This is a genomic window from Pseudomonas sp. HMSC076A11 (genome assembly GCF_001810205.1).
Taxonomy (GTDB): Bacteria; Pseudomonadota; Gammaproteobacteria; order Pseudomonadales; family Pseudomonadaceae; genus Pseudomonas; species Pseudomonas aeruginosa.
In genome coordinates this window covers 85,320-110,024 of record NZ_KV800315.1, presented here as the reverse complement: position 1 = coordinate 110,024, position 24,705 = coordinate 85,320, and the positions used below count along the sequence as shown (strand labels likewise).

At 67.0% G+C, this 24,705-nt stretch carries 22 protein-coding genes; 7 read left to right on the top strand and 15 right to left on the bottom strand.

Annotated elements, in window-relative coordinates; genetic code table 11:
* Window positions 1-7: 7 nt before the first annotated feature.
* The 3 genes from tssA to HMPREF2716_RS21140 form a co-directional block, all read right to left on the bottom strand.
* The gene (tssA, locus tag HMPREF2716_RS21150) at window positions 8-1,564 is read right to left on the bottom strand and encodes a type VI secretion system protein TssA (protein WP_003097814.1); all 1,557 of its coding nucleotides are present in this window, start codon (window positions 1,562-1,564) and stop codon (window positions 8-10) included.
* A 1,172-nt stretch (window positions 1,565-2,736) separates the two neighbouring features.
* Window positions 2,737-3,339: a glutathione S-transferase family protein gene (locus HMPREF2716_RS21145; RefSeq protein WP_003097816.1), complete on the bottom strand. Its 603-nt coding sequence runs from the start codon at window positions 3,337-3,339 to the stop codon at window positions 2,737-2,739.
* Between the two features lie 55 nt (window positions 3,340-3,394).
* Window positions 3,395-4,561: an aminotransferase-like domain-containing protein gene (locus HMPREF2716_RS21140; protein ID WP_003097818.1), complete on the bottom strand. Its 1,167-nt coding sequence runs from the start codon at window positions 4,559-4,561 to the stop codon at window positions 3,395-3,397.
* Window positions 4,562-4,642: 81 nt separating this feature from the next.
* On the opposite strand from HMPREF2716_RS21140, the gene HMPREF2716_RS21135 reads away from it, so the two are divergent.
* Window positions 4,643-5,119 (top strand): MarR family winged helix-turn-helix transcriptional regulator, encoded by a 477-nt coding sequence (locus HMPREF2716_RS21135; protein WP_003097819.1) that lies wholly within the window; start codon window positions 4,643-4,645, stop codon window positions 5,117-5,119.
* Window positions 5,120-5,169: 50 nt separating this feature from the next.
* Here the strand turns inward: HMPREF2716_RS21135 and HMPREF2716_RS21130 are convergent, their stop codons facing one another.
* Window positions 5,170-5,805 (bottom strand): hypothetical protein, encoded by a 636-nt coding sequence (locus HMPREF2716_RS21130; protein WP_003097821.1) that lies wholly within the window; start codon window positions 5,803-5,805, stop codon window positions 5,170-5,172.
* Between the two features lie 230 nt (window positions 5,806-6,035).
* Here HMPREF2716_RS21130 and HMPREF2716_RS21125 point away from each other — a divergent pair, with 230 nt between their 5' ends.
* Complete coding sequence (locus tag HMPREF2716_RS21125; protein WP_003087572.1) at window positions 6,036-7,232, top strand: benzoate/H(+) symporter BenE family transporter; 1,197 nt, start codon at window positions 6,036-6,038, stop codon at window positions 7,230-7,232.
* 6 nt (window positions 7,233-7,238) lie between these two features.
* On the opposite strand, the gene HMPREF2716_RS21120 is transcribed toward HMPREF2716_RS21125, so the two are convergent.
* Together HMPREF2716_RS21120 and HMPREF2716_RS21115 are read right to left on the bottom strand one after the other, a co-directional pair.
* A complete protein-coding gene (locus HMPREF2716_RS21120; protein WP_003117741.1) occupies window positions 7,239-8,132 on the bottom strand; it encodes a bile acid:sodium symporter family protein in 894 nt (297 codons plus the stop codon).
* Between the two features lie 158 nt (window positions 8,133-8,290).
* Window positions 8,291-9,052, bottom strand: a complete 762-nt coding sequence (locus HMPREF2716_RS21115) for an SDR family oxidoreductase (protein ID WP_003120415.1) — start codon at window positions 9,050-9,052, stop codon at window positions 8,291-8,293.
* A gap of 250 nt (window positions 9,053-9,302) precedes the next feature.
* Here HMPREF2716_RS21115 and HMPREF2716_RS21110 point away from each other — a divergent pair, with 250 nt between their 5' ends.
* Window positions 9,303-10,307 carry an NADP-dependent oxidoreductase gene (locus HMPREF2716_RS21110; protein ID WP_003087564.1) on the top strand — a complete coding sequence of 335 codons (1,005 nt, stop codon included), beginning with the start codon at window positions 9,303-9,305 and terminating at the stop codon, window positions 10,305-10,307.
* A gap of 142 nt (window positions 10,308-10,449) precedes the next feature.
* Complete coding sequence (locus HMPREF2716_RS21105) at window positions 10,450-12,171, top strand: SulP family inorganic anion transporter (protein ID WP_003097828.1); 1,722 nt, start codon at window positions 10,450-10,452, stop codon at window positions 12,169-12,171.
* On the opposite strand, the gene HMPREF2716_RS21100 is transcribed toward HMPREF2716_RS21105, so the two are convergent.
* Window positions 12,152-14,110 (bottom strand): methyl-accepting chemotaxis protein, encoded by a 1,959-nt coding sequence (locus HMPREF2716_RS21100; protein ID WP_003114601.1) that lies wholly within the window; start codon window positions 14,108-14,110, stop codon window positions 12,152-12,154. The genes HMPREF2716_RS21105 and HMPREF2716_RS21100 overlap by 20 nt on opposite strands.
* Window positions 14,111-14,311: 201 nt before the next feature.
* Here HMPREF2716_RS21100 and HMPREF2716_RS21095 point away from each other — a divergent pair, with 201 nt between their 5' ends.
* Entirely contained in the window at window positions 14,312-14,719 is a 408-nt protein-coding gene (locus HMPREF2716_RS21095) for a DUF5086 domain-containing protein (protein ID WP_003117744.1), read from the top strand.
* 6 nt (window positions 14,720-14,725) lie between these two features.
* Here the strand turns inward: HMPREF2716_RS21095 and HMPREF2716_RS21090 are convergent, their stop codons facing one another.
* Complete coding sequence (locus tag HMPREF2716_RS21090; RefSeq protein WP_003097831.1) at window positions 14,726-15,334, bottom strand: flavin reductase family protein; 609 nt, start codon at window positions 15,332-15,334, stop codon at window positions 14,726-14,728.
* A 137-nt stretch (window positions 15,335-15,471) separates the two neighbouring features.
* Between HMPREF2716_RS21090 and HMPREF2716_RS21085 the strand changes: the two genes are divergently transcribed.
* On the top strand, window positions 15,472-15,819 hold the full coding sequence (locus tag HMPREF2716_RS21085; protein ID WP_003087550.1) for a GFA family protein: 348 nt from the start codon (window positions 15,472-15,474) through the stop codon (window positions 15,817-15,819).
* Here HMPREF2716_RS21085 and mnmH read toward each other — a convergent pair.
* From mnmH to HMPREF2716_RS21070, 3 genes are all read right to left on the bottom strand, one after another.
* The gene (gene mnmH, locus HMPREF2716_RS21080) at window positions 15,798-16,907 is read right to left on the bottom strand and encodes a tRNA 2-selenouridine(34) synthase MnmH (RefSeq protein WP_003087548.1); all 1,110 of its coding nucleotides are present in this window, start codon (window positions 16,905-16,907) and stop codon (window positions 15,798-15,800) included. The genes HMPREF2716_RS21085 and mnmH overlap by 22 nt on opposite strands.
* The gene (selD, locus tag HMPREF2716_RS21075; protein WP_003087546.1) at window positions 16,907-17,941 is read right to left on the bottom strand and encodes a selenide, water dikinase SelD; all 1,035 of its coding nucleotides are present in this window, start codon (window positions 17,939-17,941) and stop codon (window positions 16,907-16,909) included. The genes mnmH and selD overlap by 1 nt, the downstream gene beginning before the upstream one ends.
* Window positions 17,942-18,024: 83 nt before the next feature.
* The gene (locus HMPREF2716_RS21070; RefSeq protein ID WP_003097836.1) at window positions 18,025-18,303 is read right to left on the bottom strand and encodes a hypothetical protein; all 279 of its coding nucleotides are present in this window, start codon (window positions 18,301-18,303) and stop codon (window positions 18,025-18,027) included.
* A gap of 114 nt (window positions 18,304-18,417) precedes the next feature.
* On the opposite strand from HMPREF2716_RS21070, the gene HMPREF2716_RS21065 reads away from it, so the two are divergent.
* On the top strand, window positions 18,418-19,455 hold the full coding sequence (locus tag HMPREF2716_RS21065; RefSeq protein WP_003087542.1) for a patatin-like phospholipase family protein: 1,038 nt from the start codon (window positions 18,418-18,420) through the stop codon (window positions 19,453-19,455).
* Between the two features lie 3 nt (window positions 19,456-19,458).
* On the opposite strand, the gene HMPREF2716_RS21060 is transcribed toward HMPREF2716_RS21065, so the two are convergent.
* From HMPREF2716_RS21060 to HMPREF2716_RS21045, 4 genes are all read right to left on the bottom strand, one after another.
* Entirely contained in the window at window positions 19,459-20,064 is a 606-nt protein-coding gene (locus HMPREF2716_RS21060) for a DUF4893 domain-containing protein (RefSeq protein ID WP_003163431.1), read from the bottom strand.
* A gap of 110 nt (window positions 20,065-20,174) precedes the next feature.
* Window positions 20,175-21,083: a glutaminase B gene (glsB, locus tag HMPREF2716_RS21055; protein ID WP_003087537.1), complete on the bottom strand. Its 909-nt coding sequence runs from the start codon at window positions 21,081-21,083 to the stop codon at window positions 20,175-20,177.
* 121 nt (window positions 21,084-21,204) lie between these two features.
* Window positions 21,205-21,897 carry a response regulator gene (locus HMPREF2716_RS21050; RefSeq protein WP_070621999.1) on the bottom strand — a complete coding sequence of 231 codons (693 nt, stop codon included), beginning with the start codon at window positions 21,895-21,897 and terminating at the stop codon, window positions 21,205-21,207.
* A 100-nt stretch (window positions 21,898-21,997) separates the two neighbouring features.
* Entirely contained in the window at window positions 21,998-24,655 is a 2,658-nt protein-coding gene (locus HMPREF2716_RS21045) for a sensor histidine kinase (RefSeq protein WP_003144823.1), read from the bottom strand.
* Window positions 24,656-24,705: the final 50 nt, after the last annotated feature.

The window sequence follows — 24,705 nt, the reverse complement described above, 5'->3', positions numbered from 1 at the left end:
CGAAGCCCTATTCGAGCACCACCTCGAGATCGAGGTGGCACAGCCTGCGATAAATGTCTTCCTTGCGTTCTCGCACGGCGTGGTTCTGCGGCAACAGCTCGCAGCAGCTATGCAGCAGGTGCAGTACATCCAGCGCCAGATCGGGCTCCCAGGCGTGCAATCCCGATTCGTGCAACTGATGGTCGAGGCTCTCCAGCTGGGTCTTGGCCAGCTCGTACTTCTTCGCCAGGAAGCACAGTCGCGCGAGGCTCAGTTGCCAGAAGAACCGGGCGCGTCCGCCGTGGGCGCGCTTCATGCCCTGCTTCAACACCTGTACCGCCGCCTTCAGGCCGTCCTTGCGCAACACCGGCTGGACCTCGTCCAGGGCGACGTCCCATTCGGCCTGCAGGGCCACGGTCTCGACCTTGCGCGGCGCACTGTCGTTCTGGAGATGGGGCATGACATGGGCGCTGATCCAGCCGCGGGTGGCCGCATCGGCGAATGCGCTGCCATCGTGGAAACGCAGCTCCACCAGCCCCGGCAGACGCTGCAGGAGCAAGGCGAAATGCATTTCGACTTCCCGCATCGCCTGCTCGGCGTTGAGCCCTTGCAGGCACTCCCAGACCAGGCGCTGGCCGTCGAACCAGAACGGCGCCCGTGCCAGGCTCGCCTCCAGCTCCACCAGGAGATCGGCGTACAGGCCCTGGGCGAAACGCTCCTGGTAGCTTTTCAGCTTGTCCGCCGGCACTCCCCTTAGCGCGGTGACCTGTTCGGCATTGCGCTCGGGCATGGACTCGATGGGCAGCCAGAGCATCGTTCGGTTGAGGCGCAGCGCGCGCAGATCGGTGGCTTTCTGCTTCAGCCACCAGGCGCACAGGGGGCGTGCGGCCTCCTGCTGGGCGCGCATGGCCTTGTGGGCGTCGCGCTCGTTGTCGATGGGCGCACCCGGCGCCAGCAACTGGCTGGCCGCCTGCTTGACCTGGGCCACCACGGCGCCGACCACGCCAGGTTCGGGCTGGTTGTCGGCGGCGCGCTGGAGCATGCCCGAAAGGCGTCGGCTGATCGGCAGCAACAAGGGCGCGTCGTCGCCCAGTTGCGCGGTCAGCGCGGTATCGAGTTTTTCCAGGTGCTCGGCGAGACGCCGGAACAGGGGGAGTTGCTCCTTGATCGGTACGTTTTCGTTCAGCGCCTGCTCCAACCGGGGCACCAGCCAGGCAATGGCCGCGGCGCGAGTGCGCGCCTTGAGCGGATGGATCTCGACCCAATGCCGGCTGCACAGACGTTCCAGCAATCCCAGTCCGGCCAGCAAACCGGGAAAGGATTCCCGTTGGTAGAGGGCCCAGGTCAACCAGGCTGCAACACGCAGGTCCTTGGATTGGGCACGAAGCAGCGCTTCGCTGTTTTCCAGGATTTTCAACCAGTCGGTCTGGCCGTTCTCATGGAGCGAGAGCGCCTTGCCCAGCTCATTTTCCAGCGCCTCGTATTCGCTGGAAAAACGCACATCCTCACCCGCAAAGACATCCTTTGAAATCGGCTGTTCCGCGAGTTCCAGATAATGCGAGGAGAGCTTGCTCGAATAGGTCATCCTAACCCTTCAATGCACACCATGTGCGCCAATGAATATCTTAACAATTCAACTAGTTGGCATAAAAACCGAACGAAAATCCCAATAGTCTGAAGAGCTCTTTGCCTTCTCCATGAAAACAACATAAAAACTGGCAAGCAACAGGACATTCCCTCTTTGGGAATTTTCCTATTCATTGATACGAATCAATGAAAGATTTTCAGCCAAACGTCAGGCGTCTGCGTCCATGCCCTTTACGGCTTGGCTATAGCCATCATAACGACATTGATGGCCATTTGGAAAACCCTACCAAAACAGGTAGTTAACAATTTATAAAAAATAAGGCAGGCAGTATGGATTTCTCCGGAGAGCCTCGAAACATAGGCCTTCCAAGCGGACCAACAGCTGATTTAGAGCGTAATAGCGATTGTGCAAGAAGTTGCACAATGAAAACCAAGAAACATCCCCAATAACAGTCCACAGCCCTTGAAAATACTGGCCTGAACACTACTGCGCAAAAAGTTGCACAACACTGCGCAACTTCTTGCTCAATTCACTTGTTATATTTCTTTTCAGAATGAGACATGGATAACAATCAGCCATTGAATGAGATTGATTAAAAGAGCCATGAAAAGACTGGCACGGGAATTGTTAGAGAAATTAATCGAGATGGGCGGTCCCATGGCCACCGGCGAGGAAGTTGCGCCGTGACCGACTGTAGGCGGGACGCACCGCTGCGTTTACCCTGGACACGCCCGTACCGCACCGGCTGGACGGAAATCGATAGCGACCCGAGCAGTCAGGAAAGCAGGATTCGATGACCGCCGCAGCGCCTATCGCCAAGCCCTCGATGACCAACTTATGCGGTAGGCCGCGTACGGCGACGACAGAGAATTGCGCACCGCTTACCCGCTCGACAGTGCTGTGCGCCTACTGGCGAGAAAGCTGCCCGACAGTAGTCGGGTCGGCTAGCGCGGCCAGTCGGTCGTTGCCCTCCTGGGCATCGACCTCAACGGCCAGTAACTGACCCGCCACCAGCGCAGCGCCGGGTACCAACAGCAGCGCCAGGAAAGCGAGCTACGAATAATCAGGAAAAACGCGCATCCAGCCCGATGCATAAAAATTTCGCTCTACCCGAAACTCCCGCTCATGACAGAAATCACTGCCTCGCCAACCGCTGATCGAAGCTCCCCTCAATCCAGCATCCCCACATACCCCGGCACCTCCCCCACTCGCTTGATCCACGCGCGGATCGCCGGGTAGGCCGTCAGGTCGAAGCCGCCTTCATGGGCGACATGGGTGTAGGCGTAGAGGGTAATATCGGCGATGGAGAACTGTTCGCCGACCAGGAATGGCGTGCGCGACAGCTGTTTCTCCATGACGTCGAGGGCCTTGTAGCCGCCGATCTTCTTCTCTTCGAACTCGGCGCGGCGGGCTTCCGGGAGGCCGAGGTAGAGCTTGATGAAGCGCGCCACGGCCACATAGGGCTCATGGCTGTATTGCTCGAAGAATTGCCATTGCAGCACCTGGGTGCGCAGGCGCGGTTCGCTGGGCAACAGGGCGCTGCCGTCGGCGAGGAAGTTGAGGATGGCGTTGGACTCCCACAGGCAACTGCCGTCCTCCAGCTCCAGCACCGGTATCTTGCCGTTGGGGTTCTTCGCCAGGAACTCCGGGGTCTGGGTCTCGCCCTTGAGAATGTCCACCGGTACCCACTGGTAGTCGATGCCGAGCAGCGACATGGCCAGCTTGATCTTGTAGCAGTTGCCCGAACGGTAATCACCGTAGACCTTGTACATCGTGTCGCTCCTCGGATCGGATGGCCGGCGCCCCGGAAGGAGCGCCGATGAGGGTTCAGGCCGCTTCGGCGGCCTGGGCGTCGCGGACGACCTTGGCCAGGCGCCGCAGGCCTTCGTGCAGGCGCTCCGGGGCGACGTGGCTGAAGTTCAGCCGCAGACGCCCGAGGTTCTGCTCCGGCTCGGCGAAGAAAGGTTCGCCGGGCATGAATGCGACATCGGCGGCCAGCGCCGGCTGGAGCAGGGTGCGGGTATCCAGCGGCTGCCTGAGGGTCAGCCAGAAGAACAGCCCGCCCTCCGGGATATTCCATTCGGCCAGCTCACCGAAGTGCTCCAGCAGCGCCTCCTGCATGGCGTCGCGGCGGACCCGGTAGAACTCGCGCAGTTCGGCCAGGTGCTGGCGGTAGGCCTCGCTGCCGAACCATTGCAGCGCCTGCCACTGCCCTACCCGGTTGGTATGCAGGTCGGCCGACTGTTTCAGCCGCAGCAGGTGGGGGAACAGGTCCGGGGTGGCGATCAGGAAACCGACGCGCAGGCCCGGCAGCAGGGTCTTCGACACCGTGCCGGTATAGATCCAGCTGGACTTGCGCAGGCGGCTGACCAGCGGGGTTGCGCGGCCCTCGTCGAACACCAGTTCGCGATAGGGTTCGTCTTCGATCAGGGTCACGCCGAATTCGTCTAGCAGCGCCGCCACCGCGTCGCGGCGTTCCTCGCTGTAGCGCACGCCGGACGGATTCTGGAAAGTCGGGATCAGGTAGGCGAAGGCCGGCTTGTGTCGCTCCAGGCGCTGCCGCAGGGCAACCAGGTCGGGGCCCTCGGCACCCAGCGGCACGGTCACGCAATCGGCGCCGAACAATTGGAAGGCCTGTAGCGCGGCGAGGTAGGTCGGCGCCTCGAGCAGCACCTCGGTGCCCGGATCGATGAACAGCTTGCTGGCCAGGTCGAGGGTCTGCTGCGAACCGCTGACGATCAGCACCTGGCTCGCCTCGCAGGGGACGCCGAGGGCACGCGCTTCGGCGGCGATGGCTTCGCGCAGGGCAGGCTCGCCTTCGCTCATGCCGTACTGGCCCATGGAGGCCGGCATCTGCTCCCACTGCACCTTCGGCAGCATCGGCTCGGCCGGCAGCCCGCCGGCGAACGACATCACCTCCGGACGCTGCGCCGCGGCAAGGATTTCGCGGATCAAGGAGCTTTTCAGGCGGGAGATGCGTTCAGAGAAGGCCATGGGATCACCGGTAGCGTAGGCGGGGAAAAATGAGTCAAACTGCTTGACCGAAACTACGATGCCGCACCCGGAAGCGTCAATATGCCTGACCTGAAAAACCACGCCGTCCAGCAGCAGGCCATGATGGAAGCCTTCTTCTTCGCGTACCAGGCCTTCACCACCAAGCCTGACGAGATGCTCGCCCGCCGCGGCCTGGGACGTGTGCACCACCGCGTGCTGTTCTTCATCGCCCGCTATCCGGGCCTCAGCGTGAAGGAACTGCTGGCCCTGCTCGGCGTGACCAAGCAGGCGCTGAACATCCCGCTGCGCCAGTTGCTGGAGATGAACCTGATCGGCAGCGCCACCGCCGACGACGACAAGCGCAAACGCCTCCTCGGCCTCACCGCCGAGGGCGTGCGGTTGGAAAAGGCGCTGCGTCGCGAGCAGTCGCGGCTGCTCCAACGCTGCTTCGAGGAAGCCGGCGGCGAAGCGGTCTCCGGCTGGCTGGCGGTCAATCGCACCCTGGCTCGGGCGCATGCAGGCAGCCGCGGCGAAGCGGCGACGGAGGCCGCCGACTGACGCCCCATGGGCCTGGCGCATGGACGCTCGACAAGCCGACCGGCTGCCCGCTAGCTCCGCTCCAACTCCCGCGCCGCGCGCCAGCAGGCCAGCGCCATGGCCACGGTGGCGGCCAGCAGCGGCAGTACCGCCAGCACCAGCAACAGCACCGAAGCCAGCATCGCGCCGCCGGCGATGTCCAGCCAGGCCATGATCCGCAGCGACGGATAGAGGTTTTCCTGCTTGAGCAGACGCAGGCCCAGCCAGAGGGTGGTAGCGCCGATCAGCGCAAGCAGCGCGAAGTACACCAGCGCCTGCCAGTTCCAGCCCTGCAGCGCATCGTCGGTAACCGCCAGCAGGCTCCAGCCCTCGCCCAGCAGGGTCAGGAGAATCGACAACCATACCGGCCAGGCCAGCGAGGGGCCGCGAAAGCGCGACTCGACCAGGTGCTTGAGCCGCAGCAGCAGGTAGGCGCCGAGCAGGCTGAGGAGCAGGCCCAGCCAGTCGGCGTAGACCCTGAACGCGGCGCCGTCGCCGAATGCCTCCAGCAGGCTGAGCACCATCAGCACCACGCCGCCGGCTATCGAGGCCAGGCAGAGCCAGGCGAGGATGCGCAGTTGCGCGGGCGTCCAGCGCCGGCGGAAAGCATCCGGTATGCCCTGCTCGACCAATTCGACACGCGGCGTGGCGTAGGGGTTTGCATCCATGGCGAAGCTCCTCGGCAAATGCCGGGAAGTTACCAGCTCCGCCAGCTTCCGGCAGCTGCGACTGTATGGCCAACTATGTCCGCGGCTGTACCGGGACAGCCCCTGGCCGGCTGTTTAGGCTGCGCAAAACAGAAAAAGATGATCGGCACTCCGCGCCTCGCGCAACCTGCCCCGTGGCTCCGCCCACCGCCGTGCCCGGTCGTCCCGCACACTCCATGGAAGTACCCGGCATGACCGAAACCACCCAGCCCCAGCCTCGTCTGCGTCCGTTCGCCGACTCCTCTCCCGCCGCCGTGGTGGCCGGCTTCGTCGCCATGCTCACCGGCTACACCAGCTCGCTGGTACTGATGTTCCAGGCCGGGCAGAACGCCGGTCTCAGCAGCGCGCAGATTTCCTCGTGGATCTGGGCCCTGTCGATCGGCATGGGCCTGGCGACCATCGGCCTGACCCTGCGCTACCGGGTGCCGATCGTGATCGCCTGGTCCACCCCCGGCGCGGCGCTGCTGATCAGCAGCCTGCCCGGAGTGCCGTACAGCGAGGCGATCGGCGCCTTCATCGTCTGCGCCCTCCTGATCACCCTGTGCGGCGTCACCGGCAGCTTCGAACGCCTGATGCGCCAGGTTCCCTCCTCGCTGGCCTCGGCGCTGCTGGCCGGGGTGCTGTTCCGCATCGGCATCGAGATCTGCAACGCCGCCGAGCAACAGACCCTGCTGGTGCTGGCGATGTTCTTCAGCTATCTGCTGTGCAAACGCTTCTCGCCGCGCTATGCGGTGTTCGCTGCGCTACTGGTGGGGGTGCTGCTGGCCGGGATACTGGGCCAACTGGACTTCAGCAGGTTCCGCCTGGAACTGGCGGTACCGGAGTGGACCACGCCGAGCTTCTCCCTGGCCGCCACCATCAGCATCGGCATCCCGCTGTTCATCGTCGCCATGGCTTCGCAGAACATGCCCGGCATCGCCGTGCTGCGCGCCGACGGCTACCAGGTGCCAGCCTCGCCGCTGATCTCGAGTACCGGCATCGCCTCGATCCTGCTGGCACCGTTCGGCTCCCACGGGATCAACCTGGCGGCGATCAGCGCGGCGATCTGCACCGGACCCTCGGCCCACGAGGACCCGCACAAGCGCTATACCGCGGCGCTCTGGTGCGGCTTCTTCAACTGCGTCGCAGGAACCTTCGGCGCCACCCTGGCAGCGTTGTTCGCGGCGTTCCCCAAGGCACTGGTACTGTCCATCGCCGCCATCGCACTGCTCGGCTCGATCATGAACGGCCTGGCCAACTCGATGGCCGACGAGCGCCAGCGCGAGGCCGCGCTGGTGACCTTCATGGTCACCGCCTCCGGCTTCACCCTGCTGTCCATCGGCTCGGCGTTCTGGGGCCTGGTGGCCGGCCTGCTGACTCAGTTCGTGCTCAACTGGCGGCGCGGCTGACCGACCTCAGTCCGGCGCCGTCACGGGCGCCGGCGCGGCCTGGTGGCCACGGCTGACCCACCAGCCGAAGGCCGCCGCGGTGAAGAACATCAGCACTCCGTAGATCGCCGGCGGAATCGCCATGGTGCTGTTGTTCAGCAGGCTCGGACTCAGCGCCAGGGCGATCGCCAGGGTACCGTTGTGGATGCCGATCTCCATGCCGATGGCCACCGCCTGGGCCTTCGGCAGGCGCAGCAGGCGCGGCACCCAGTAGCCCACCGCCAGGCTCAGCAGGTTGAAGGCCAGCGCGGCCAGCCCGACCACCGGCGCGTAGGTGACGAAGGTCTGCCAGTCCTTGGCTAGCGCCAGCAGGATGATCACCAGCAACAGCAGCGCGGAAAGGATCTTCACCGGCTTCTGCAGGCGATCCGCCACGGCCGGCAGGCGGTTGCGCACCAGCATGCCGATGGCCACCGGGCCGAGGACGATGACGAAGACCTGCACGACCTTGCCGAACTGCAAGGGAATCGCCTGCCCGTCGCCCATGAAGTATTGCAGCGACAGATTGACGATCAGCGGCATGGTGAGGATGGCGATCACCGAGTTCACCGCGGTCAGGGTGATGTTCAGTGCCACGTCGCCATGCGCCAGGTGGCTGTAGAGGTTGGCGGTGGTGCCGCCGGGCGAGGCCGCCAGCAACATCATGCCGACCGCCAGGGCCGCCTCCAGGGCGAAGCCCTGGACGATCAGGAAACAGGCCAGGGGCAGCAGGACGATCTGGCACACCAGGCCGACCAGCACCGGCTTCGGGTAGCGCACCACGCGGAGGAAGTCGGCCGGGGTCAGGGACAGTCCGAGACCGAGCATGATGATGCCCAGGGCGATGGGGAGGAACAGGGTCAGGATGGGATCGGCGGTCATTATTGTTATTGCTCCGATGCGATGGAGACGGGCTCAGGCCCCGGATTCTCGACCCAGGTTAGTCCCCCGGCAGTGGCCTGGCGCGCCAAACCGCGCGCCGACCTGTAACAGAATGCGAATGCCCCGCGCCGGGGCATCCCGATTGTATCGCCGCCCGCTCAGATCGCCGTCGCCCCGCCGTCCACTGGCAAGGCGATACCGGTGGTGAAGCCCGCGTGGTCGCTGCACAGGTAGAGCACCGCGGCGGCGATTTCCTCGACCCGTCCGACCCGACCCAGCGGATGCATCGCGGCGGCGAACTCGGCCTTGCGCGGATCGGCCTCGTAGGCGCGGCGGAACATGTCGGTGTCGATCACCGCCGGACACACGGCGTTGACGCGGATGCCCTTCTTCGCGTACTCGATCGCCGCCGATTTGGTCAGGCCGATCACCGCGTGCTTGGAAGCAGCGTAGATGCTCATCTTCGGCGCCGCGCCGAGCCCGGCGACCGAGGCGGTGTTGACGATCGCGCCGCCGCCCTGGGCCAGCATCAGCGGGATCTGGTGCTTCATGCACAACCAGACGCCCTTCACGTTGACAGCCATGATGGCGTCGAACTCGGCTTCGTTGCCGTCGGCCAGCTTGCCCTGCTCGATCTCGATGCCGGCGTTGTTGAAGGCGTAGTCGAGACGGCCGTAGGCCGCCGCGCAACCCTCGACCAGCGCCTTGACCTCGGCGTCGCGGGTGACGTCGCAGCGAATGAAGAGGGCTTCGCCACCTGCCTGGCGGATCGCTTCGACCGTGCCCTCGCCGCCGGCGCTGTCCAGGTCGGCGACCACCACCTTGACCCCGGCGGCGGCGAAGGCCAGCGCGGTAGCGCGGCCGATGCCCGCCGCACCGCCAGTGACCAGTGCGACCTGGCCGGAAAGAAGTTTGCTCATCTGCTGCTCCTCGGAAAATCGCCTTCCGCCAACCGCGACGGAACCGGGCCGCGCCAGTCTAGCCAGGGCCGGCGCAAGGCATAGCACTATCAGGGGACTGGAGGATGGGCCATCCAGCCCGCTGATAAGACTGATGGCGGCGAATCATCAGCATAGATGACCGGTCATTTCCGCACTCGCCTTCGCTTGCCGCCGGCGCCGGCGCCGGCTATCCCTAGGGGCCTGTTTCCCGACATTCGAGTGCCCTGCCATGACCTCCCAGATCAATCGGCAATACCAGTTGGCCCAGCGTCCCAGCGGGCTGCCCGGCCGCGACACCTTCAGTTTCGTCGAGACCCCGCTCGGCGAGCCGGCCGAGGGCCAGATCCTGGTGAAGAACGAGTACCTGTCGCTGGACCCGGCGATGCGCGGCTGGATGAACGACGCCCGCTCCTACATCCCGCCGGTGGGGATCGGCGAGGTGATGCGCGCGCTCGGCGTCGGCAAGGTGCTGGTTTCGAAGCACCCCGGCTTCCAGACCGGCGACTACGTCAACGGCGCCCTCGGCGTGCAGGACTATTTCGTCGGCGAGCCCAAGGGTTTCTACAAGGTCGACCCGTCCCGCGCGCCGCTGCCGCGCTATCTCTCGGCGCTGGGCATGACCGGCATGACCGCCTACTTCGCGTTGCTCGACGTCGGCCAGCCGAAGAGCGGCGAGACCGTGGTGATCTCCGGCGCCGCCGGTGCGGTGGGCAGCGTTGCCGGGCAGATCGCCAGGCTCAAGGGCTGCCGGGTGGTGGGCATCGCCGGCGGCGCCGAGAAATGTCGCTTCCTGGTCGAGGAGCTGGGCTTCGACGGCGCCATCGACTACAAGAACGAAGACCTCGCCGCCGGACTCAAGCGCGAATGCCCGAAGGGCATCGATGTGTTCTTCGACAACGTCGGCGGCGAAATCCTCGACACGGTGCTCACCCGCATCGCCTTCAAGGCACGCATCGTCCTCTGCGGGGCGATCAGCCAGTACAACAACAAGGAAGCGGTGCGCGGCCCGGCCAACTACCTGTCGCTGCTGGTCAATCGGGCGCGCATGGAAGGCATGGTGGTGATGGACTATGCCCAGCGCTTCCCAGAAGGCCTGAAGGAGATGGCCACCTGGCTGGCGGAAGGCAAGCTGCAATCGCGCGAGGACATCGTCGAAGGCCTGGAGACCTTCCCCGAAACGCTGCTCAAGCTGTTCAGCGGGGAAAACTTCGGCAAGTTGGTGTTGAAGGTCTGAGGTCCGCCGCCGGCGCGAAGAAGCGGCGGATAGCGCCTCGCCTCGAAGAGCGTGTGCACTGAAGAAATAATGATTCCCGGCAATCCTGCCGCCTGTCCTTCGGGCTAAGCTGCGGCATCCGCGCCTGCAAGGAATCAGCCGCATGCCACTCGCCCGCTGGGTACCCGGACTCGATAGCCTGCTCCACTACCGCCGCGCCTGGTTCCGTCCGGATGTCCAGGCCGGGCTGTCGGTAGCGGCGATCCAGATCCCCACCGCCATCGCCTACGCCCAGATCGCCGGCTTCCCGCCCCAGGTAGGCCTCTATGCGTGCATCCTGCCGATGCTGATCTACGCCCTGATCGGCAGCTCGCGGCAGTTGATGGTAGGCCCCGACGCGGCGACCGCGGCGATGGTCGCCGCCGCCATCACCCCGCTGGCGGCGGGCGATCCGCAGCGCCTGGTGGACCTGTCGATGATCGTCGCGATCATGGTCGGGCTGTTCTCCATCGTCGCCGGCCTGGCCCGCGCCGGGTTCATCGCCAGCTTCCTCTCGCGACCGATCCTGGTCGGCTACCTCAACGGCATCGGCCTGAGCCTGCTGGTCGGGCAACTGGGCAAGCTGTTCGGCTACGAGGCGGCGACCAGCGGCTTCGTCGCCGGCATCCTCGCGCTGCTGGAGAACCTGCTGCACATCCATTGGCCGACGCTGATCCTCGGCAGCCTCTCGCTCTTGCTGATGGTGCTGCTGCCGCGGCGCTTCCCGCAGTTGCCCGGGGCGCTCTGCGGCGTCCTCCTGGCCAGCCTCGCCGCGGCGCTGCTGGGCCTGGATCGCTACGGCGTGGAACTGCTTGGCGAGGTACCGGCCGGGCTGCCGCAACTGAGCTGGCCGCAGACCAGCCTGGAGGAACTGAAAAGCCTGCTGCGCGACGCCACCGGCATCACGGTGGTCAGCTTCTGCAGCGCCATGCTCACCGCGCGCAGCTTCGCCGCCCGTCACGGCTACAGCATCAACCCCAACCACGAATTCGTCGCCCTCGGCCTGGCCAACATCGGCGCCGGGGTCTCCCAGGGCTTCGCCATCAGCGGCGCCGACTCACGCACCGCGGTGAACGACATGGTCGGCGGCAAGACCCAACTGGTCGGCGTGGTCGCCGCGCTGGTGATCGCCGCCACCCTGTTGCTGCTGAACAAGCCCCTGGGCTGGGTGCCGATGCCGGCGCTCGGCGCGGTCCTGTTGCTGGCCGGCTGGGGCCTGATCGACGTGCAGGCGCTGAAGGGCTTCTGGAAGCTCAGCCGCTTCGAGTTCAGCCTCTGCCTGCTGACCACCGTCGGCGTGCTCAGCGTCGGCGTGCTGCCGGGAATCTTCGTCGCCGTCAGCATCGCCGTACTGCGCCTGCTCTACTACACCTATCGCCCGAGCGACGCGGTGCTCGGCTGGATGCACGGCATCGACGGCCAGGTCGAGCTGGCCAAGTACCCGCAGGCCACCACTCTTCCCGGCCTGGTGATCTACCGCTTCGACGCCCCCCTGCTGTTCTTCAACGCCGACTACTTCAAGCAGCGGGTGCTTGCCGTGGTGGACGGCAGCGAGCGGCCGAATGCGGTGCTGCTCAACGCCGAAGCCATGACCAACCTCGACATCAGCGGCCTGGCCACCCTCCACGAGGTGCAACAGATCCTCAAGGCCCAGGGCGTGCACCTGTCGCTGGCGCGGGTGACCGGGCAGACGCTGGACCTGCTGCAACGCTCGAGCATGCTCGGCGAGATCAAGCCGCCGCTGGTGTTCAGCTCGGTGCGCTCCGGGGTCAGTGCCTATCGCTACTGGCTGCGCCAGCAGGAAAGACTCGCCGCCCAGGCCGCGGCTACAAGCGGAAATGCCTGACCATGCCCTGTAGTTCGCGGCCCAGCTCCGCCAGTTGTTCGCTGGACGAAGCCGTCGACTGCATGGCCTGGGCCGACTGATCGGCCACCTCGCGGATCGCCGTGACGCTGCGGTTGATCTCCTCGGCGACCGCGCTCTGCTGCTCGGAGGCTGCGGCGATCTGCTGGTTCATCTGCTGGATCAGCGCCACCGCCGTAGCGATGTTGCCCAGCGCCGCCTCGGTCTGCAACGCGTCGTCGACGCTCTGGTCCACCAACTGGTGGCTGCGCTGCATACGCTGCACCGCCTGCTGCGTGCCATTCTGCAAGGCACCGATCAGGGTCTCGATCTCGGCCGTGGACTGTTGGGTGCGCCGCGCCAGCGCCCGCACCTCGTCGGCGACCACGGCGAAGCCTCGACCCTGGTCGCCGGCCCGCGCCGCCTCGATGGCGGCGTTCAGCGCCAGCAGGTTGGTCTGCTCGGCCACGCTCTTGATCACGTCCAGCACGCTGCCGATGCGCTGGCTGTCGGCGCTCAGCGCCTCGACGCTGGCGGTGGCCGCGCGCACCGCCTCGGCCAGTCGCTCGATCCGCTCCAGGGTCTGGCGTACCACCTCCTGGCCGACGCTGACCTTGCCGTCGGCGCTTTCCGCCGCCCCCGCGGCTTCCTCGGCGTTGTGCGCCACTTCATGGACGGTGGCGGCCATCTGGTTCATCGCCGTGGCCACCTGTTCGGTTTCCGCCCGCTGGCTGTCGATTCCCAGGCGGGTGCGCGTGGTAACGCCGGACAGCGCCTCGGAAGCGCCGGCAATCCGCCCGACGCCGTCCTGCAACTGGCTGACGATACCGCGCAGGCTGCCGGTCATGGCGCGCATCGCGGCCATCAGTTGGCCAACCTCGTCGCGCCGCTCGCTGTCGACCCGTACCGCAAGGTCGCCTTCGGCGATCCGCTGCGCCACACCCATCGCCTGGCGCAGCGGACGGACGATCAGCAGGCTGATGCCGAAGGCCGCGCCCAGGCCCACCAGCAGCGCCAGCACGGCGGCGCCGACGATCAGCAGGGAGTTTGTCCGCAGGCTGTGGAGCATGGCCTGCTGCTGCGCCTCCCAGCTACGGTCGACACGCGCCATCACCTGCCCGGCGCGCTCGCCCATGGCGGCGTACATCTGCCGCTCCTGGAGCTGACTGGCGCGGTACTCGGCGAGCTTGTCGGCGAAACCGCGGATATTGGTCAGCACGTCCTTGACCACCGACACGTAGGCATCGTCGGTGATCGCCTGCTCCAGCCGGGCTGCCAGCTCCAGCGCCTCGCGCAGCGATTTCGGCGGCCCCTCCTGCGCATCCGCGGCGCGCGCTTCGAGACGCGAGCGGGCCTCGTCCAGCCCCTGAAGGACCAGGCGATTGACCTGGGCGACCTGGGCCGCCTGCTGCAACAGCGGCTCGCCGTCGTGCCCCTGGCTCTCCTTCAGCGCATAGGCGCCATCCTCGGCCAGGCTGGACTGGAGGATATCGAGGCTGTTGGCGGCGCCGTTCAGCGACCAGCTGGCGCTTTCCCAAGCCAATTGGCGTCCCTGGATGGACTGCTCGAAGCGGCCGAACGCTTCTAGGTATGCCGCCAGCACCTGCTCCACCTCGGCCATGCCAAGCGCCTGATCGGCGTCGCCGTCGGCCTTGAGCCGGCCCACCCGTTCAAGGGTCGCGGCCAGGCGCTGGCGCAAGCGCTCGGCGTCGCTCTTTTCCCCGTGCAGGGCAAAGTCCTTCTCGGCCTGGCGAACCTCCAGCACGTCGCGATTGATCGCGCTCATCTCCTGCAGGCGCGCGAAGCGCTGCCCCAGCGCATGCAGCGAGAGCACCGCGAGCGCGGCCACCAGCGCGGTCAATAGCAGGACCAGGGTAAAACCGATGGCCAGTTTCTTCGCCGTGCCGAGATCGGCCAGACGCCTGCGCAGCAACCCCAGCATGACTCCCCTCCCCCGTGACGCGCCGTCTGCGTGCGCATTTCCCGCTGTGTCGCGCGTTTTTCGCCGAACCTGAGCGGCCGGGCAAGGTAGTGGCACGATAATGGCCAGGAGAGATATGCGCAGGTCGTTTCCAGGATATCCGGGCTGACGTCGGTCGAGCGCGGAGCCATACTGGGCGCCCCATGGAAAAAGGAGCTTGCCATGCGTCCCGTATTGCCGCTGTTGCTGTCGCTGAGTCTGTGCGCCCCCACCCTGGCCGACTGGAGCGGCCCGATCGAGCAGCCGCTCTGGTCGTTGCCGGCGGCGCCGGGCCTGTCGCGCTGGCTGATCGTGCACAACCTGTCGAGCGCGGCGGCCGACGGCCTGTACCACGTCGAGGTCCTGGAGCGCCGCCAGGGCCAGCAGCCCTGGCAGTTCCAGCGCCTGGCCGCGCACCTGGCGCTGACCGAACAGGCGCTGCGCGCGAGTATCGTGGCGCCGCTGAAGCGCGGCGGGGTATATCCGGAAAGCTACCAGTTCGCCTATCGCCAGTGGCAGGAACGCCAGGCCGCGGGCCAGGCGCCAGTGTGCCGGCGCACGGTCGACGAGTGCCTGCGGGCGCCGGACTGAGCCCGGCTACCTGGGCCGGATCATGCTGAACGTGTCGCGGGTATGGCTGTAGTGGCTGCCGCCCAGGCGACCGACCAGGTCGAGCCGGGCGCTATCCACATGGCGCTCGTCGGCCAGCACGGCATCATCGACATGGGCCAGCAGCACGCGGGCGAAGATCAGGTGGCAATTGGGGTTCTCCGCCGGATACGGCTTGATCTCCGCCACCTCGCACTCGAAGGCCACCGCCGCCGCGGCGATCCGCGGCGGCGCCACGCGTACGCTGGACACGGTAGGGATGCCGACCGTCTCGATCTCGCTCACGCCATGGGGCAGCCAGGCGGAGGTGGCGTTCATGGTTTCGGCCTGGGCGGCGCCGACCAGGTGGATAACCAGCTGCCCGGTGGCCTGGACGTTGCGCAGGGTGTCCTTGAGGCTGCCGTCGTCGCGCAGGCTGACGTTGACCATCAGGGTCGGCGGCTCGTCGCTGATCACCTGGAAGAAGCTGAACGGGGCCAGGTTGCTGGCGCCCTCGGCGGACAGGGTCGAGACCCAGGCAATCGGTCGCGGGGTGACGGTGGAAGCCAACCAGCGATAGGCCTCGGCGGGAGCGATGGTGGTGAAGTCCAGTTGCATGGCGGTCTCGCGGAAATCGACGGAGGGGACGCCGATTATGCCGCAGCCCCGCAGCTCTCGCGACCGTCTGCGCCGCGGCCCTGCACCACCTGGAGGCAGCGGCTAGACTTGCCCTACCCTCACCCAGGAGCCCTGCCATGAACTATCGAGGAAGCTGCCACTGCGGAACCATCGCCTACGAAGTCGAAGGCGACCTCGACCAGGTGATCCAATGCAACTGTTCACTGTGCAGCCGGCGCGGCTGGCTGCTGTGGTTCGTCCCGCGCGACCGTCTGGCGCTGAAGACGCCGGCCAGCGCGATGCACACCTACACCTTCAACACCCATCGCCTGCAGCATCACTTCTGCCCCACCTGCGGCTGCGCGCCGTTCAGCGAAGGCATAGGTCCGGACGGCCAGGCGATGGCCGCGGTCAACGCGCGCTGCCTGGAGGACATCGACGCCAGCGCGCTCCCGGTACAGCACTACGATGGCCGCAACGCCTGACGCTGGCGCAGGTAGCCGATCACCTCGGCCTGGTTGCCGCGGAACTCGACGCGGTCTTCCTTGCTCTGCCGCTGGAAGGCGTACATCGGGTCGTAGTACTCCTTGAGCAGCCCCTCGATCCAGCCGCGATGGGTATCCACCGAGCCGTCGCGGCCCTGCTCTTCCAGCGCCTGCACGAGGATCGCCGCCAGCCGCTGGTAGCGCTCGCCACCGAGGCGCTTGACGATGCCGGCGAGGCTCTTCTGCAGGTAGGCGGAGAAGGCGGCGAAGCCCTCCTCCACGCCCACCACACGCTCGAACTCGCTGCGCAGGTCGATCACGTAGTCCCTGAGGATACGCTCGACACGCTGCTCGAAGGCATCCTCCAGCCAGACCAGCGGGTAGCCCTGCATGCCCTGGTACAGCTCCAGCGGCAAGGAGCAGCTGCCGACGATCCGCCCCTCGTCCTCGAGGACGAACTGGCCGACGCCGCGATGACGCTTCTTCAGGATGTCGATGGCCAGGCGGTTCTCGAAGTCGATCTGCGCCGGCTGCGGCGTGGCTCGCCGGCCAAAGCTGGAACCGCGGTGGTTGGCGTGGCCTTCGAGATCGAGGCTGTTGTCCAGCGCCGCGATCACCTCGGTCTTGCCGCAACCGGTGAGGCCGCCGACCAGCACGAAATCGCACTCGTCGACCGCCGCGCGGGTGGTTTCGAAAAGGAAGTTGCGCAACGCCTTGTAGCCGCCGATCACTCGTGGGTAGTCGATGCCGGCGTCCTGCTTCAGCCACTGCTGGACGATCTGCGAGCGCAGGCCGCCGCGGAAGCAATACAGGTAGCCGTTCGGGTTGGCTTCGGCGAAGGCTTTCCAGGCCGCCAGCCGTTCGGCCTTGAGCGCCCCGCAGACCAGTTCGTGACCAAGAGCGATGGCGGCCTGCTGGCCGTGCTGCTTGTAGCTGGTGCCGACCTTCTGCCGCTCGATGTCGTTCATCAGCGGCCGGTTGACCGTGTTGGGAAAGGCGCCCTTGTGGTACTCCACCGGGGCGCGCACATCCATCAGGGGGATATCGTCGAGAAACAGTTCGCGGTAGTGCTGGGTGTTGTCGCGCATTACAGCACCTGTACCGCGAGACTCTGTCGCTCGACCAGTTCGCCGATCGGCGCCAGTTGCAGGCCGAGTTCCGCCGCCACGGCGAGGAACTCCGCCTCGCCTTCCGGAGCCACCGCCACCAGCAGGCCGCCGCTGGTCTGCGGATCGCAAAGCAACAGCTTCTGCACCTCCGGCAGTGGCGCGATGCGCTCGCCATAGCTGTCGAAGTTGCGCAGGGTGCCGCCGGGCACGCAGCCCTGCTCCAGGTAATATTCGGCACTGGCCAGGCGCGGCACCGCGGCGTACTCAACGCGCGCGGTGAGCTTGCTGCCGTCGGCCATTTCCACCAGGTGGCCGAGCAGGCCGAAACCGGTGACGTCGGTCATCGCCTTGACCCCGGCCAACCGACCGAAGCGCGCGCCGGGCCTGTTCAGGGTGCACATCCAGTCGCGCGCCACGCCGACGTCCTCGGCGCGCAGCCTGGCCTTCTTCTCGGCAGTGGTGAGGATGCCGATGCCCAGCGGCTTGGTCAGGTACAGCCTGCAGCCGGCCTCGGCGGTGTCGTTGCGTTTCATGAAACGCTTCTCCACCACGCCGGTCACGGCCAGGCCGAAGATCGGCTCGGGGGCGTCGATGGAGTGTCCGCCGGCCAGCGGGATGCCGGCTTCCTCGCAGACCTTGCGGCCGCCGGCGATCACCTCGCGGGCGACTTCCGCGGCCAGCACGTTGACCGGCCAGCCGAGGATGGCGATGGCCATCAGCGGGTCGCCGCCCATGGCATAGATGTCGCTGATGGCGTTGGTCGCGGCGATACGGCCGAAATCGAAGGGGTCGTCGACGATCGGCATGAAGAAATCGGTGGTGGAGACCACCCCGCGCTCCTCGTCGAGGGCGTAGACAGCCGCGTCGTCGCGCGAGGCGTTGCCGACCCAGAGCTTCGGATCGAGGTTCTGCGCGCCGCTGCCGGCGAGGATCACCTCCAGTACCTTGGGCGAAATCTTGCAGCCGCAGCCGGCGCCGTGGCTGTACTGGGTCAGGCGGATCGCCTCGCTCATCGGTGTACTCCCGTGGATGTCGGAAAAGTGCCCATTCTAGCAAAGCCGGCGCCGCCGCCAGAGGACCGATCGCCGCGCCCGGCTCAGCGCCCGGCGCGCGACTCGCGGATATAGAAGCGCGCCTTCTCGGCCTTGCTGGTGCAGCCCTCGTAGGCCTCGAACTGCTGCTGGGTCTTGGCCCCGGTGAGCAGGGTCAGGGCCTTCGAGTAGCTGACGGTGCCGGCGAAACCTTCGGCCTTGGCCAGGTCGAGTTCCTTCCAGGCCGCGTCCAACTGGTCGGCGCAGTTCTCCCGGTAGGCGGTCTTGCCGGCGCAGCCGGCCAGGGTCAGGGCAAGGACGGGCAGAACGATCCAGGTTTTCATCGAACGATCTCCGGACAGGGAAAGGGCCGCGCATCGCCGCGACGCACTTGGCGGCGGCCGGGCGACACGCGTATCGTTTTCGCTTCGTCACGCAGTATTGGCAAGGGGTTGCAGATGAGCAAACAGGTCGCCCTGGTATTGGGCTCCGGCGGTGCGCGCGGCTACGCGCACATCGGCGTGATCGAGGAACTCGAGGCACGCGGCTATGAGATCACCTGCATCGCCGGTTGTTCCATGGGCTCGGTGATCGGCGGCATCTACGCCGCCGGCAAGCTGCGCGAGTACCGCGAGTGGGTGGAAAGCCTGGATTACCTCGACGTGCTGCGCCTGCTCGACGTCAGCTTCCGCCTCGGCGCGATCCGCGGCGAGCGGGTGTTCGGCAAGATCCACGAGATCCTCGGCGAGGTAAACATCGAGGACCTGTCGATTCCCTACACGGCGGTTGCCACCGACCTCACCAACCAGCAGGAAATCTGGTTCCAGGAAGGCTGCCTGCACCAGGCCATGCGCGCCTCGGCGGCAATCCCCAGCCTGTTCACACCGGTCATGCAGGGCAGCCGCATGCTGGTCGACGGCGGCCTGCTCAACCCGTTGCCGATCGTGCCGGTGGTGTCGGCCCACAGCGACCTGATCATCGCGGTCAATCTCAACGCCACCAACCAGAAGCAGTACCACCTGCCGGTGATCGAGCGTCCGGCCGCGCTCAAGGGGCGCTTCGACAGCATGATCGAGAGCCTCGGCCACAAACTCTCGTTCTTCCGCCGCCACGGCGACGACAATACCCCGCCGGAGCTGAGCGCCGACGCCCTGCTCCATCCGGTTCCGGCGGAATCCGAGGAGCCCGCCGAGCCGCAACTGCAACAGCCGGCCGCGGCGCCGCAAGGCAAGGACTCGCCGAAGTCGGCCAGCGGCACCACGGTGGTGGAAAGCAGCGGTCCGGCATCGCTGCTGGAACTGGTCAACCAGAGCTTCGAGGTGATGCAGACCTCGCTGGCGCAGTACAAGATCGCCGGCTACCCGCCGGACATCCTGATCAACGTGCCGAAGCGGGTCTGCCGCTTCTTCGAGTTCTACAAGGCGCCGGAATTGATCGCCCTCGGCCGGCAGATCGCCAGCGACACCCTGGACCGCTACGAGGAAGACAACGCCTGAGCCTCAGCGGCTGAACTCGAGGACCTCGTAGCCGCCGCGCCGTTCCGGGAACAGCAGGAGGAAGCCACCGGCGTGCGGGCGCAGCAGCGCGACCACGTCGGACTCAGCCGGCGCGCCGTGGGCCAGGCCACTGAAGGCCACCTGGGGCTCGTCGTTGACCGTGGCGCCGCCGAGGAACACGTAGCGCTGCGTGCCTTCGCGGAACAGGTAGCCGCTGACCCGCTGCGAACCGCTGGTCTTCTCCAGGAACAGGCCGCGGTCGGTACGCCGGATGCGGCACTGGAAGTTCGGATAGCGATAGATGCCGTACTGGTCGGCCTGGGTCGAGCGGCACTTCCAGTCGCCCAGCAGGCCTTTCTCGTCGACGGAGACGACGGGCTGCGCCAGGCTGAGTTCCAGTTGCTCCAGTTCCGGCAGGAATTCCTCGAAGGCACTGTCGTAGTAGCGCTTGTTGATGGCCTCGGCGTCCTGCTCGACGGCCAGCACGCTGCGCTGCTGCTGTTCGCTGGTGTAGCCACGCCAGTCCGGTTCGGCGGCGCCGGCATGCGCGCAGGCGGCGAGAACGGTGAGGCAGGCGAAGACACGGGAAACGGGGATCGGACGGGACATGGCGACCTTCCTGGCGAGTGGACCGGCGCATCCGGCGCCGGCAAGCGGTAGCCGCAGAACATAGCGCAGCGGCGCCGGGAATTCGAGCGCCGCCACGACGGGCGGCGGTTTCAGAAGATCGACCAGCCGATCCGCTCGCTGAGTTTCTCCAGCGCGGCGATACCCGCCAGCGAATTGCCCGCGGCGTTCAGTTCCGGCGACCAGACACAGACCGTGAAGCGCCCCGGCACTACCGCGATGATGCCGCCGCCGACACCGCTCTTGCCCGGCAGGCCGACCCGATAGGCAAAGTTGCCGGCCTCGTCGTAGAGCCCGCTGGTGGCCATGATCGCGTTGACCTGCTTGGTCTGCCGCTCGTTGAGTACCTGCTCGCCGCTGTGCTTGCAGAAGCCCTTGTCGGCGAGGAAGCAGAACGCCCGCGCCAGGTCGACGCAGCTCATGCGCAGCGCGCAATGATGGAAATAGCTGAGCAGCACCGCCTCGACGTCGTTGTGGAAGTTACCGAACGATTTCATCAGGTAGGCCGCCGCCGCGTTGCGCGAGCGGTGCTGGTACTCCGAGCGCGCCACCACCGAGTCCGACACCACTTCCGGGTTGCCGCACAGACGCCGGACGAAATCGCGCATCGATTGCGCCGGCGCGGCGAAACGCGACTGGTTGATGTCGCAGATCACCAGGGCGCCGGCATTGATGAACGGGTTGCGCGGCTTGCCGCGCTCGAACTCCAGCTGCACCAGGGAGTTGAAAGGCTGGCCGGAGGGCTCGTGGCCAAGGCGTTGCCAGATGTCCTCGCCGGAATGCTGGATCGCCTGGACCAGGCTGAACACCTTGGAAATGCTCTGGATGGAAAACGGCCGCAGGGCGTCGCCGGCATGGAACAGCTCGCCGTCGCGGCTGTACACGGCGATCCCCAGCTGGTTCGGCTCGACGCCGGCGAGCGCGGGGATGTAGTCGGCGACCTTGCCGCGCCCGATCAGCGGGCGGACTTCATCGAGAATCTCGTTCAACAGTTGCTGCATGATGACCTTCGTGGTGACACCGGGGCACCGACCCGGGCGCATCCGGGCCAGCGCGAATGCGCGGCATCATAGGCGATGAACGCACGGGAGGCATGCCCCTCGCGCAGAATTGCGCTGCGCGTCAGCTGTCGCGCAGGCGATAACCGACACCCGCCTCGGTCACCAGGAAGCGCGGGCTGGCCGGATCGTCGCCGAGCTTCTGGCGCAGGTGGCCGACCACGACCCGCAGGTAATGGGTGTCTTCGACATGGGTCGGACCCCAGATATCCTTGAGCAGTTGCTGCTGGGTCACTACCCGTCCGAGATGGCGTGCCAGCGCGGCGAGCACTGCATACTCCTTGCGCGTCAGCGCCACTTCCGCACCCTCCAGGGTGACTCGGCGATAGGCGAAGTCCACCTGCAACGGGCCGACCGCCACCGACGCCTCCGGGCTTTCGCCCTGCGCCGCCTGGCGCAGCAGGACGCGCACGCGGGCGAGGAACTCCTGGATGCCGAACGGCTTGGTCACGTAGTCGTTGGCGCCGCCGTCCAGGGCCAGTACCTTCTCGCCCTCGCTGGCGCGCACCGACAGCACCAGCACCGGCACCTGCGACCATTCGCGCAGGTCGCGAAGGATGTCCTGGCCGTCGCGGTCCGGCAGGCCGAGGGCGAGCACCACCAGGTCCGGTCGGTTCAGCGCGGCCTGGGCCAGCCCCTCTTCGCCGGTGCCGGCCTCGAGCACCCGGTAGCCCTGGGCATTGAGACTGATACGGAGGAACTTGCGGATCTGCGGTTCGTCGTCGATCAGCAGGATGCTGTTCTGCAATTGGGTCATGGCACTCGGCACGGCAGGTGAACACGGCGACAGGCCAGCGGCGGCGTCGCGGAAACGGCAGGAATAGCGCGAGCGCGGGCGCCAGGCAAGTGCGCCGGGCTCATTCGTCGCCCTCCAGTTGCCCGAGGTCCGGCTGCGGATGCAGCGGCAGGTGCAGGACCAGCGTGGTGCCGCGACCGTCGAGGCCTTCGCCGACGCTGATGCGCCCGCCGTGGGCGCCGATCATGCCCTGGCAGATCGCCAGGCCCAGGCCGGTGCCCTGGCCACCGCGGTCGCCACGGGCAGCGGTGTAGAACATGTCGAAGATCTTCTCCCGCTCGGCCTCGGGAATCCCCGGCCCCTCGTCGCTCACCGCGAAACGCAGCTCGGCGGCATCCTGGCTGACCTCGATGCGCAACCGGCCGTGGCTCGGCGAGAAGCGCGCGGCATTTTCCAGCACGTTGATCAGCGCCTGTTCGATCAGCGCCGCATGCACGTAGAGCAACGGCAGGTCGTTGGCCACGATCGCCTGCACCCGGTACGGCGCCAGCACCGCGCGCAGGCGGTTCAGCGCGCTGCCGACGATGTCGCCCGGCGCCACCCAGTCGCGCGCCAGCTTCAGGCCACCGTGGCCGAGACGGGTCATGTCGAGCAGGTTCTGGATATAGCGGTCCAGTCGCTCGGCCTCGTCGCGGGTGCTTTCCAGCAGTTCGCGACGATCCGCCGGCGGGATCGCCTCGCCCAGCGCCAACAGGCTGTCGATGGAGCCGCGCATGGCCGTCAGCGGCGTGCGCAGGTCGTGGGACACCGAGGCGAGCAAGGCGCTGCGCAGTTGCTCGGTTTCGCCGTGCAGGCGCGCGGCCTCCAGGTCCTCGGCCAGGCGAGCCCGCGCCAGGGCCTGGGCCAGAGGCTGGCCGAGGGCGGCAAGCAGGCGCCGGCGCTGCGGGCTCAGCGGCTGGCCGTCCAGCGGCGCGACACCGAGCAGTGCCAGCGGTCCCTCTTCCGCCGACAGCGGCCACCACCACCAGCGTCCTCCGGGCAGCGTGCCAGTACCGAGGCCGGCCGGCTGGTCGTGGGCCCAGGCCCAGTCCGCGGCGACCCGTTCCTGGTCGGCGAGTTGCCGCTGCACGCCGGCCTCGGTCTTCCACTCGCCATTGACCTGACCGAGCAGACAGACCTCGACGTCCTTCCAGTCGTCGAACTGCTGGGCGGCGGCGGCCAGCACCGCCTGGCGGTCGGTGGCGGCGGTGAGCTTGCGCGACAGCTCCAGCAGCAGGCTGGTTTCCTCCTGGGTATCGCGCAGCGCCTCCAGCTGGCGCCGCTGGCGTGCCGCCAGGTTGCCGGTGAGGCCGGCCATGAACAGGAAGAACGCCAGGCTCAGCAGGTCTTCGTGGCGATGGATGGCGAAGGAAAAATGCGGCGGGATGAACAGGAAGTCATAGGCCAGGAACGACGCCACCGCGCACAGCAGTGCCGGCATCAGGCTGCTGCGCACTGCCACCAGCAGCACCGCCATCAGGAACACCAGGGAGATGTTCGGCAGCTCCAGCAGGTGCGCCACGATCCAGGCCAGGCCGCTGGCCAGGGCGGTCGCCAGCAGCGCCAGCAGATAGTCGTTCCACACCACCGGATAGCGTGGCCGCGGTTCCGCCGGGCGCAGGTCGGCCTCGCTGTCCAGGGCACTGATCTCCAGGCCCTGGCCGTCGCGCAGCAGACGCCCGGCGAGACCACCGCCGAAGGCCCGGCGGTACCAGCGGCGCCGCGACTGGCCAACCAGGACCAGGCTGGCGCGGCGCTCGCGGGCATGTTGCAGGAGGGTCCGCGCCACCTCGCCGGCGCGCAGCACGACGATCTCGCCGCCGAGCCGCTCGGCCAGTTGCTGCGCACCCTGCAGGCGCATCCGCGCCTGCTCGCCGCGCAAGCCGCCGGTATCGACGTGTACCACGCTCCAGGGCAGGTGCCGACGTTCGGCGACCCGGCAGGCGTGGCGCACCAGGCGTTCGGCCTGTTCGTCACCGTCGATGCCCACCAGCAGCCGCCCGCGCAACGCCGGCGCTTCCTCGCCGCGCTGGCGGTAGCGGTGGTTGAGGTCGGCGTCGACCCGCGCGGCGGCGGTCTGCATCGCCAGTTCACGCAGCGCGGTGAGGTTGGTCTGCGAGAAGAACGCATCGATCGCCGCCCGCGCCTGTTCCGGCACGTAGACCTTGCCCTCGCGCAGGCGCTCCAGCAGCTCGCGCGGCGGCAGGTCGATGAGGACGATCTCGTAGGCCTCCTGCAACACCCAGTCCGGCACCGTCTCGCGGACCTGCACGCCGGTGATGTCGCGGACCTGGTCGTTGAGGCTCTCCAGGTGCTGGACGTTGACCGTTGTGTAGACGTCGATTCCCGCCGCCAGCAACTCCTGGATGTCCTGCCAGCGCTTGGCGTGGCGGCTGCCGGGAACGTTGCTGTGGGCCAGTTCGTCGACCAGGGCCAGCGCCGGCGGGTCGGCGAGGAGACCGTCGAGGTCCATTTCCTGCAGTTTCATCCCTCGATACTCGAGGCTGCGCAGCGGCTGCTGCGGCACGCCTGCGAGGAGGGACTCGGTTTCCGCCCGCGAGTGGGTCTCGACCACCCCGGCGCGCAGTTTCACGCCCTGGCGCAACTGGGCCTGGGCGGCCTGCAGCATGGCGAAGGTCTTGCCCACCCCCGGCGCCGCGCCGAGAAAGACTTTCAGGCGGCCGCGCCCGTCAGCGGGCAGGTCGGCCAGCAGCGCGTCGGCGCGTGCGGTGTCGGTCATGGATCGGTCGTACTCCGTTGCTCTGCGCCGCGCGGGGCGGACGATCGCCG

Bases quoted from the DNA above. Each gene is read 5' to 3' on its own strand.
- tssA (WP_003097814.1), bottom strand. From the start codon at position 1,564: ATGACCTATTCGAGCAAGCTCTCCTCGCATTATCTGGAACTCGCGGAA.
- HMPREF2716_RS21145 (WP_003097816.1), bottom strand. From the start codon at position 3,339: ATGTACAAGGTCTACGGTGATTACCGTTCGGGCAACTGCTACAAGATC.
- HMPREF2716_RS21140 (WP_003097818.1), bottom strand. From the start codon at position 4,561: ATGGCCTTCTCTGAACGCATCTCCCGCCTGAAAAGCTCCTTGATCCGC.
- HMPREF2716_RS21135 (WP_003097819.1), top strand. From the start codon at position 4,643: ATGCCTGACCTGAAAAACCACGCCGTCCAGCAGCAGGCCATGATGGAA.
- HMPREF2716_RS21130 (WP_003097821.1), bottom strand. From the start codon at position 5,805: ATGGATGCAAACCCCTACGCCACGCCGCGTGTCGAATTGGTCGAGCAG.
- HMPREF2716_RS21125 (WP_003087572.1), top strand. From the start codon at position 6,036: ATGACCGAAACCACCCAGCCCCAGCCTCGTCTGCGTCCGTTCGCCGAC.
- HMPREF2716_RS21120 (WP_003117741.1), bottom strand. From the start codon at position 8,132: ATGACCGCCGATCCCATCCTGACCCTGTTCCTCCCCATCGCCCTGGGC.
- HMPREF2716_RS21115 (WP_003120415.1), bottom strand. From the start codon at position 9,052: ATGAGCAAACTTCTTTCCGGCCAGGTCGCACTGGTCACTGGCGGTGCG.
- HMPREF2716_RS21110 (WP_003087564.1), top strand. From the start codon at position 9,303: ATGACCTCCCAGATCAATCGGCAATACCAGTTGGCCCAGCGTCCCAGC.
- HMPREF2716_RS21105 (WP_003097828.1), top strand. From the start codon at position 10,450: ATGCCACTCGCCCGCTGGGTACCCGGACTCGATAGCCTGCTCCACTAC.
- HMPREF2716_RS21100 (WP_003114601.1), bottom strand. From the start codon at position 14,110: ATGCTGGGGTTGCTGCGCAGGCGTCTGGCCGATCTCGGCACGGCGAAG.
- HMPREF2716_RS21095 (WP_003117744.1), top strand. From the start codon at position 14,312: ATGCGTCCCGTATTGCCGCTGTTGCTGTCGCTGAGTCTGTGCGCCCCC.
- HMPREF2716_RS21090 (WP_003097831.1), bottom strand. From the start codon at position 15,334: ATGCAACTGGACTTCACCACCATCGCTCCCGCCGAGGCCTATCGCTGG.
- HMPREF2716_RS21085 (WP_003087550.1), top strand. From the start codon at position 15,472: ATGAACTATCGAGGAAGCTGCCACTGCGGAACCATCGCCTACGAAGTC.
- mnmH (WP_003087548.1), bottom strand. From the start codon at position 16,907: ATGCGCGACAACACCCAGCACTACCGCGAACTGTTTCTCGACGATATC.
- selD (WP_003087546.1), bottom strand. From the start codon at position 17,941: ATGAGCGAGGCGATCCGCCTGACCCAGTACAGCCACGGCGCCGGCTGC.
- HMPREF2716_RS21070 (WP_003097836.1), bottom strand. From the start codon at position 18,303: ATGAAAACCTGGATCGTTCTGCCCGTCCTTGCCCTGACCCTGGCCGGC.
- HMPREF2716_RS21065 (WP_003087542.1), top strand. From the start codon at position 18,418: ATGAGCAAACAGGTCGCCCTGGTATTGGGCTCCGGCGGTGCGCGCGGC.
- HMPREF2716_RS21060 (WP_003163431.1), bottom strand. From the start codon at position 20,064: ATGTCCCGTCCGATCCCCGTTTCCCGTGTCTTCGCCTGCCTCACCGTT.
- glsB (WP_003087537.1), bottom strand. From the start codon at position 21,083: ATGCAGCAACTGTTGAACGAGATTCTCGATGAAGTCCGCCCGCTGATC.
- HMPREF2716_RS21050 (WP_070621999.1), bottom strand. From the start codon at position 21,897: ATGACCCAATTGCAGAACAGCATCCTGCTGATCGACGACGAACCGCAG.
- HMPREF2716_RS21045 (WP_003144823.1), bottom strand. From the start codon at position 24,655: ATGACCGACACCGCACGCGCCGACGCGCTGCTGGCCGACCTGCCCGCT.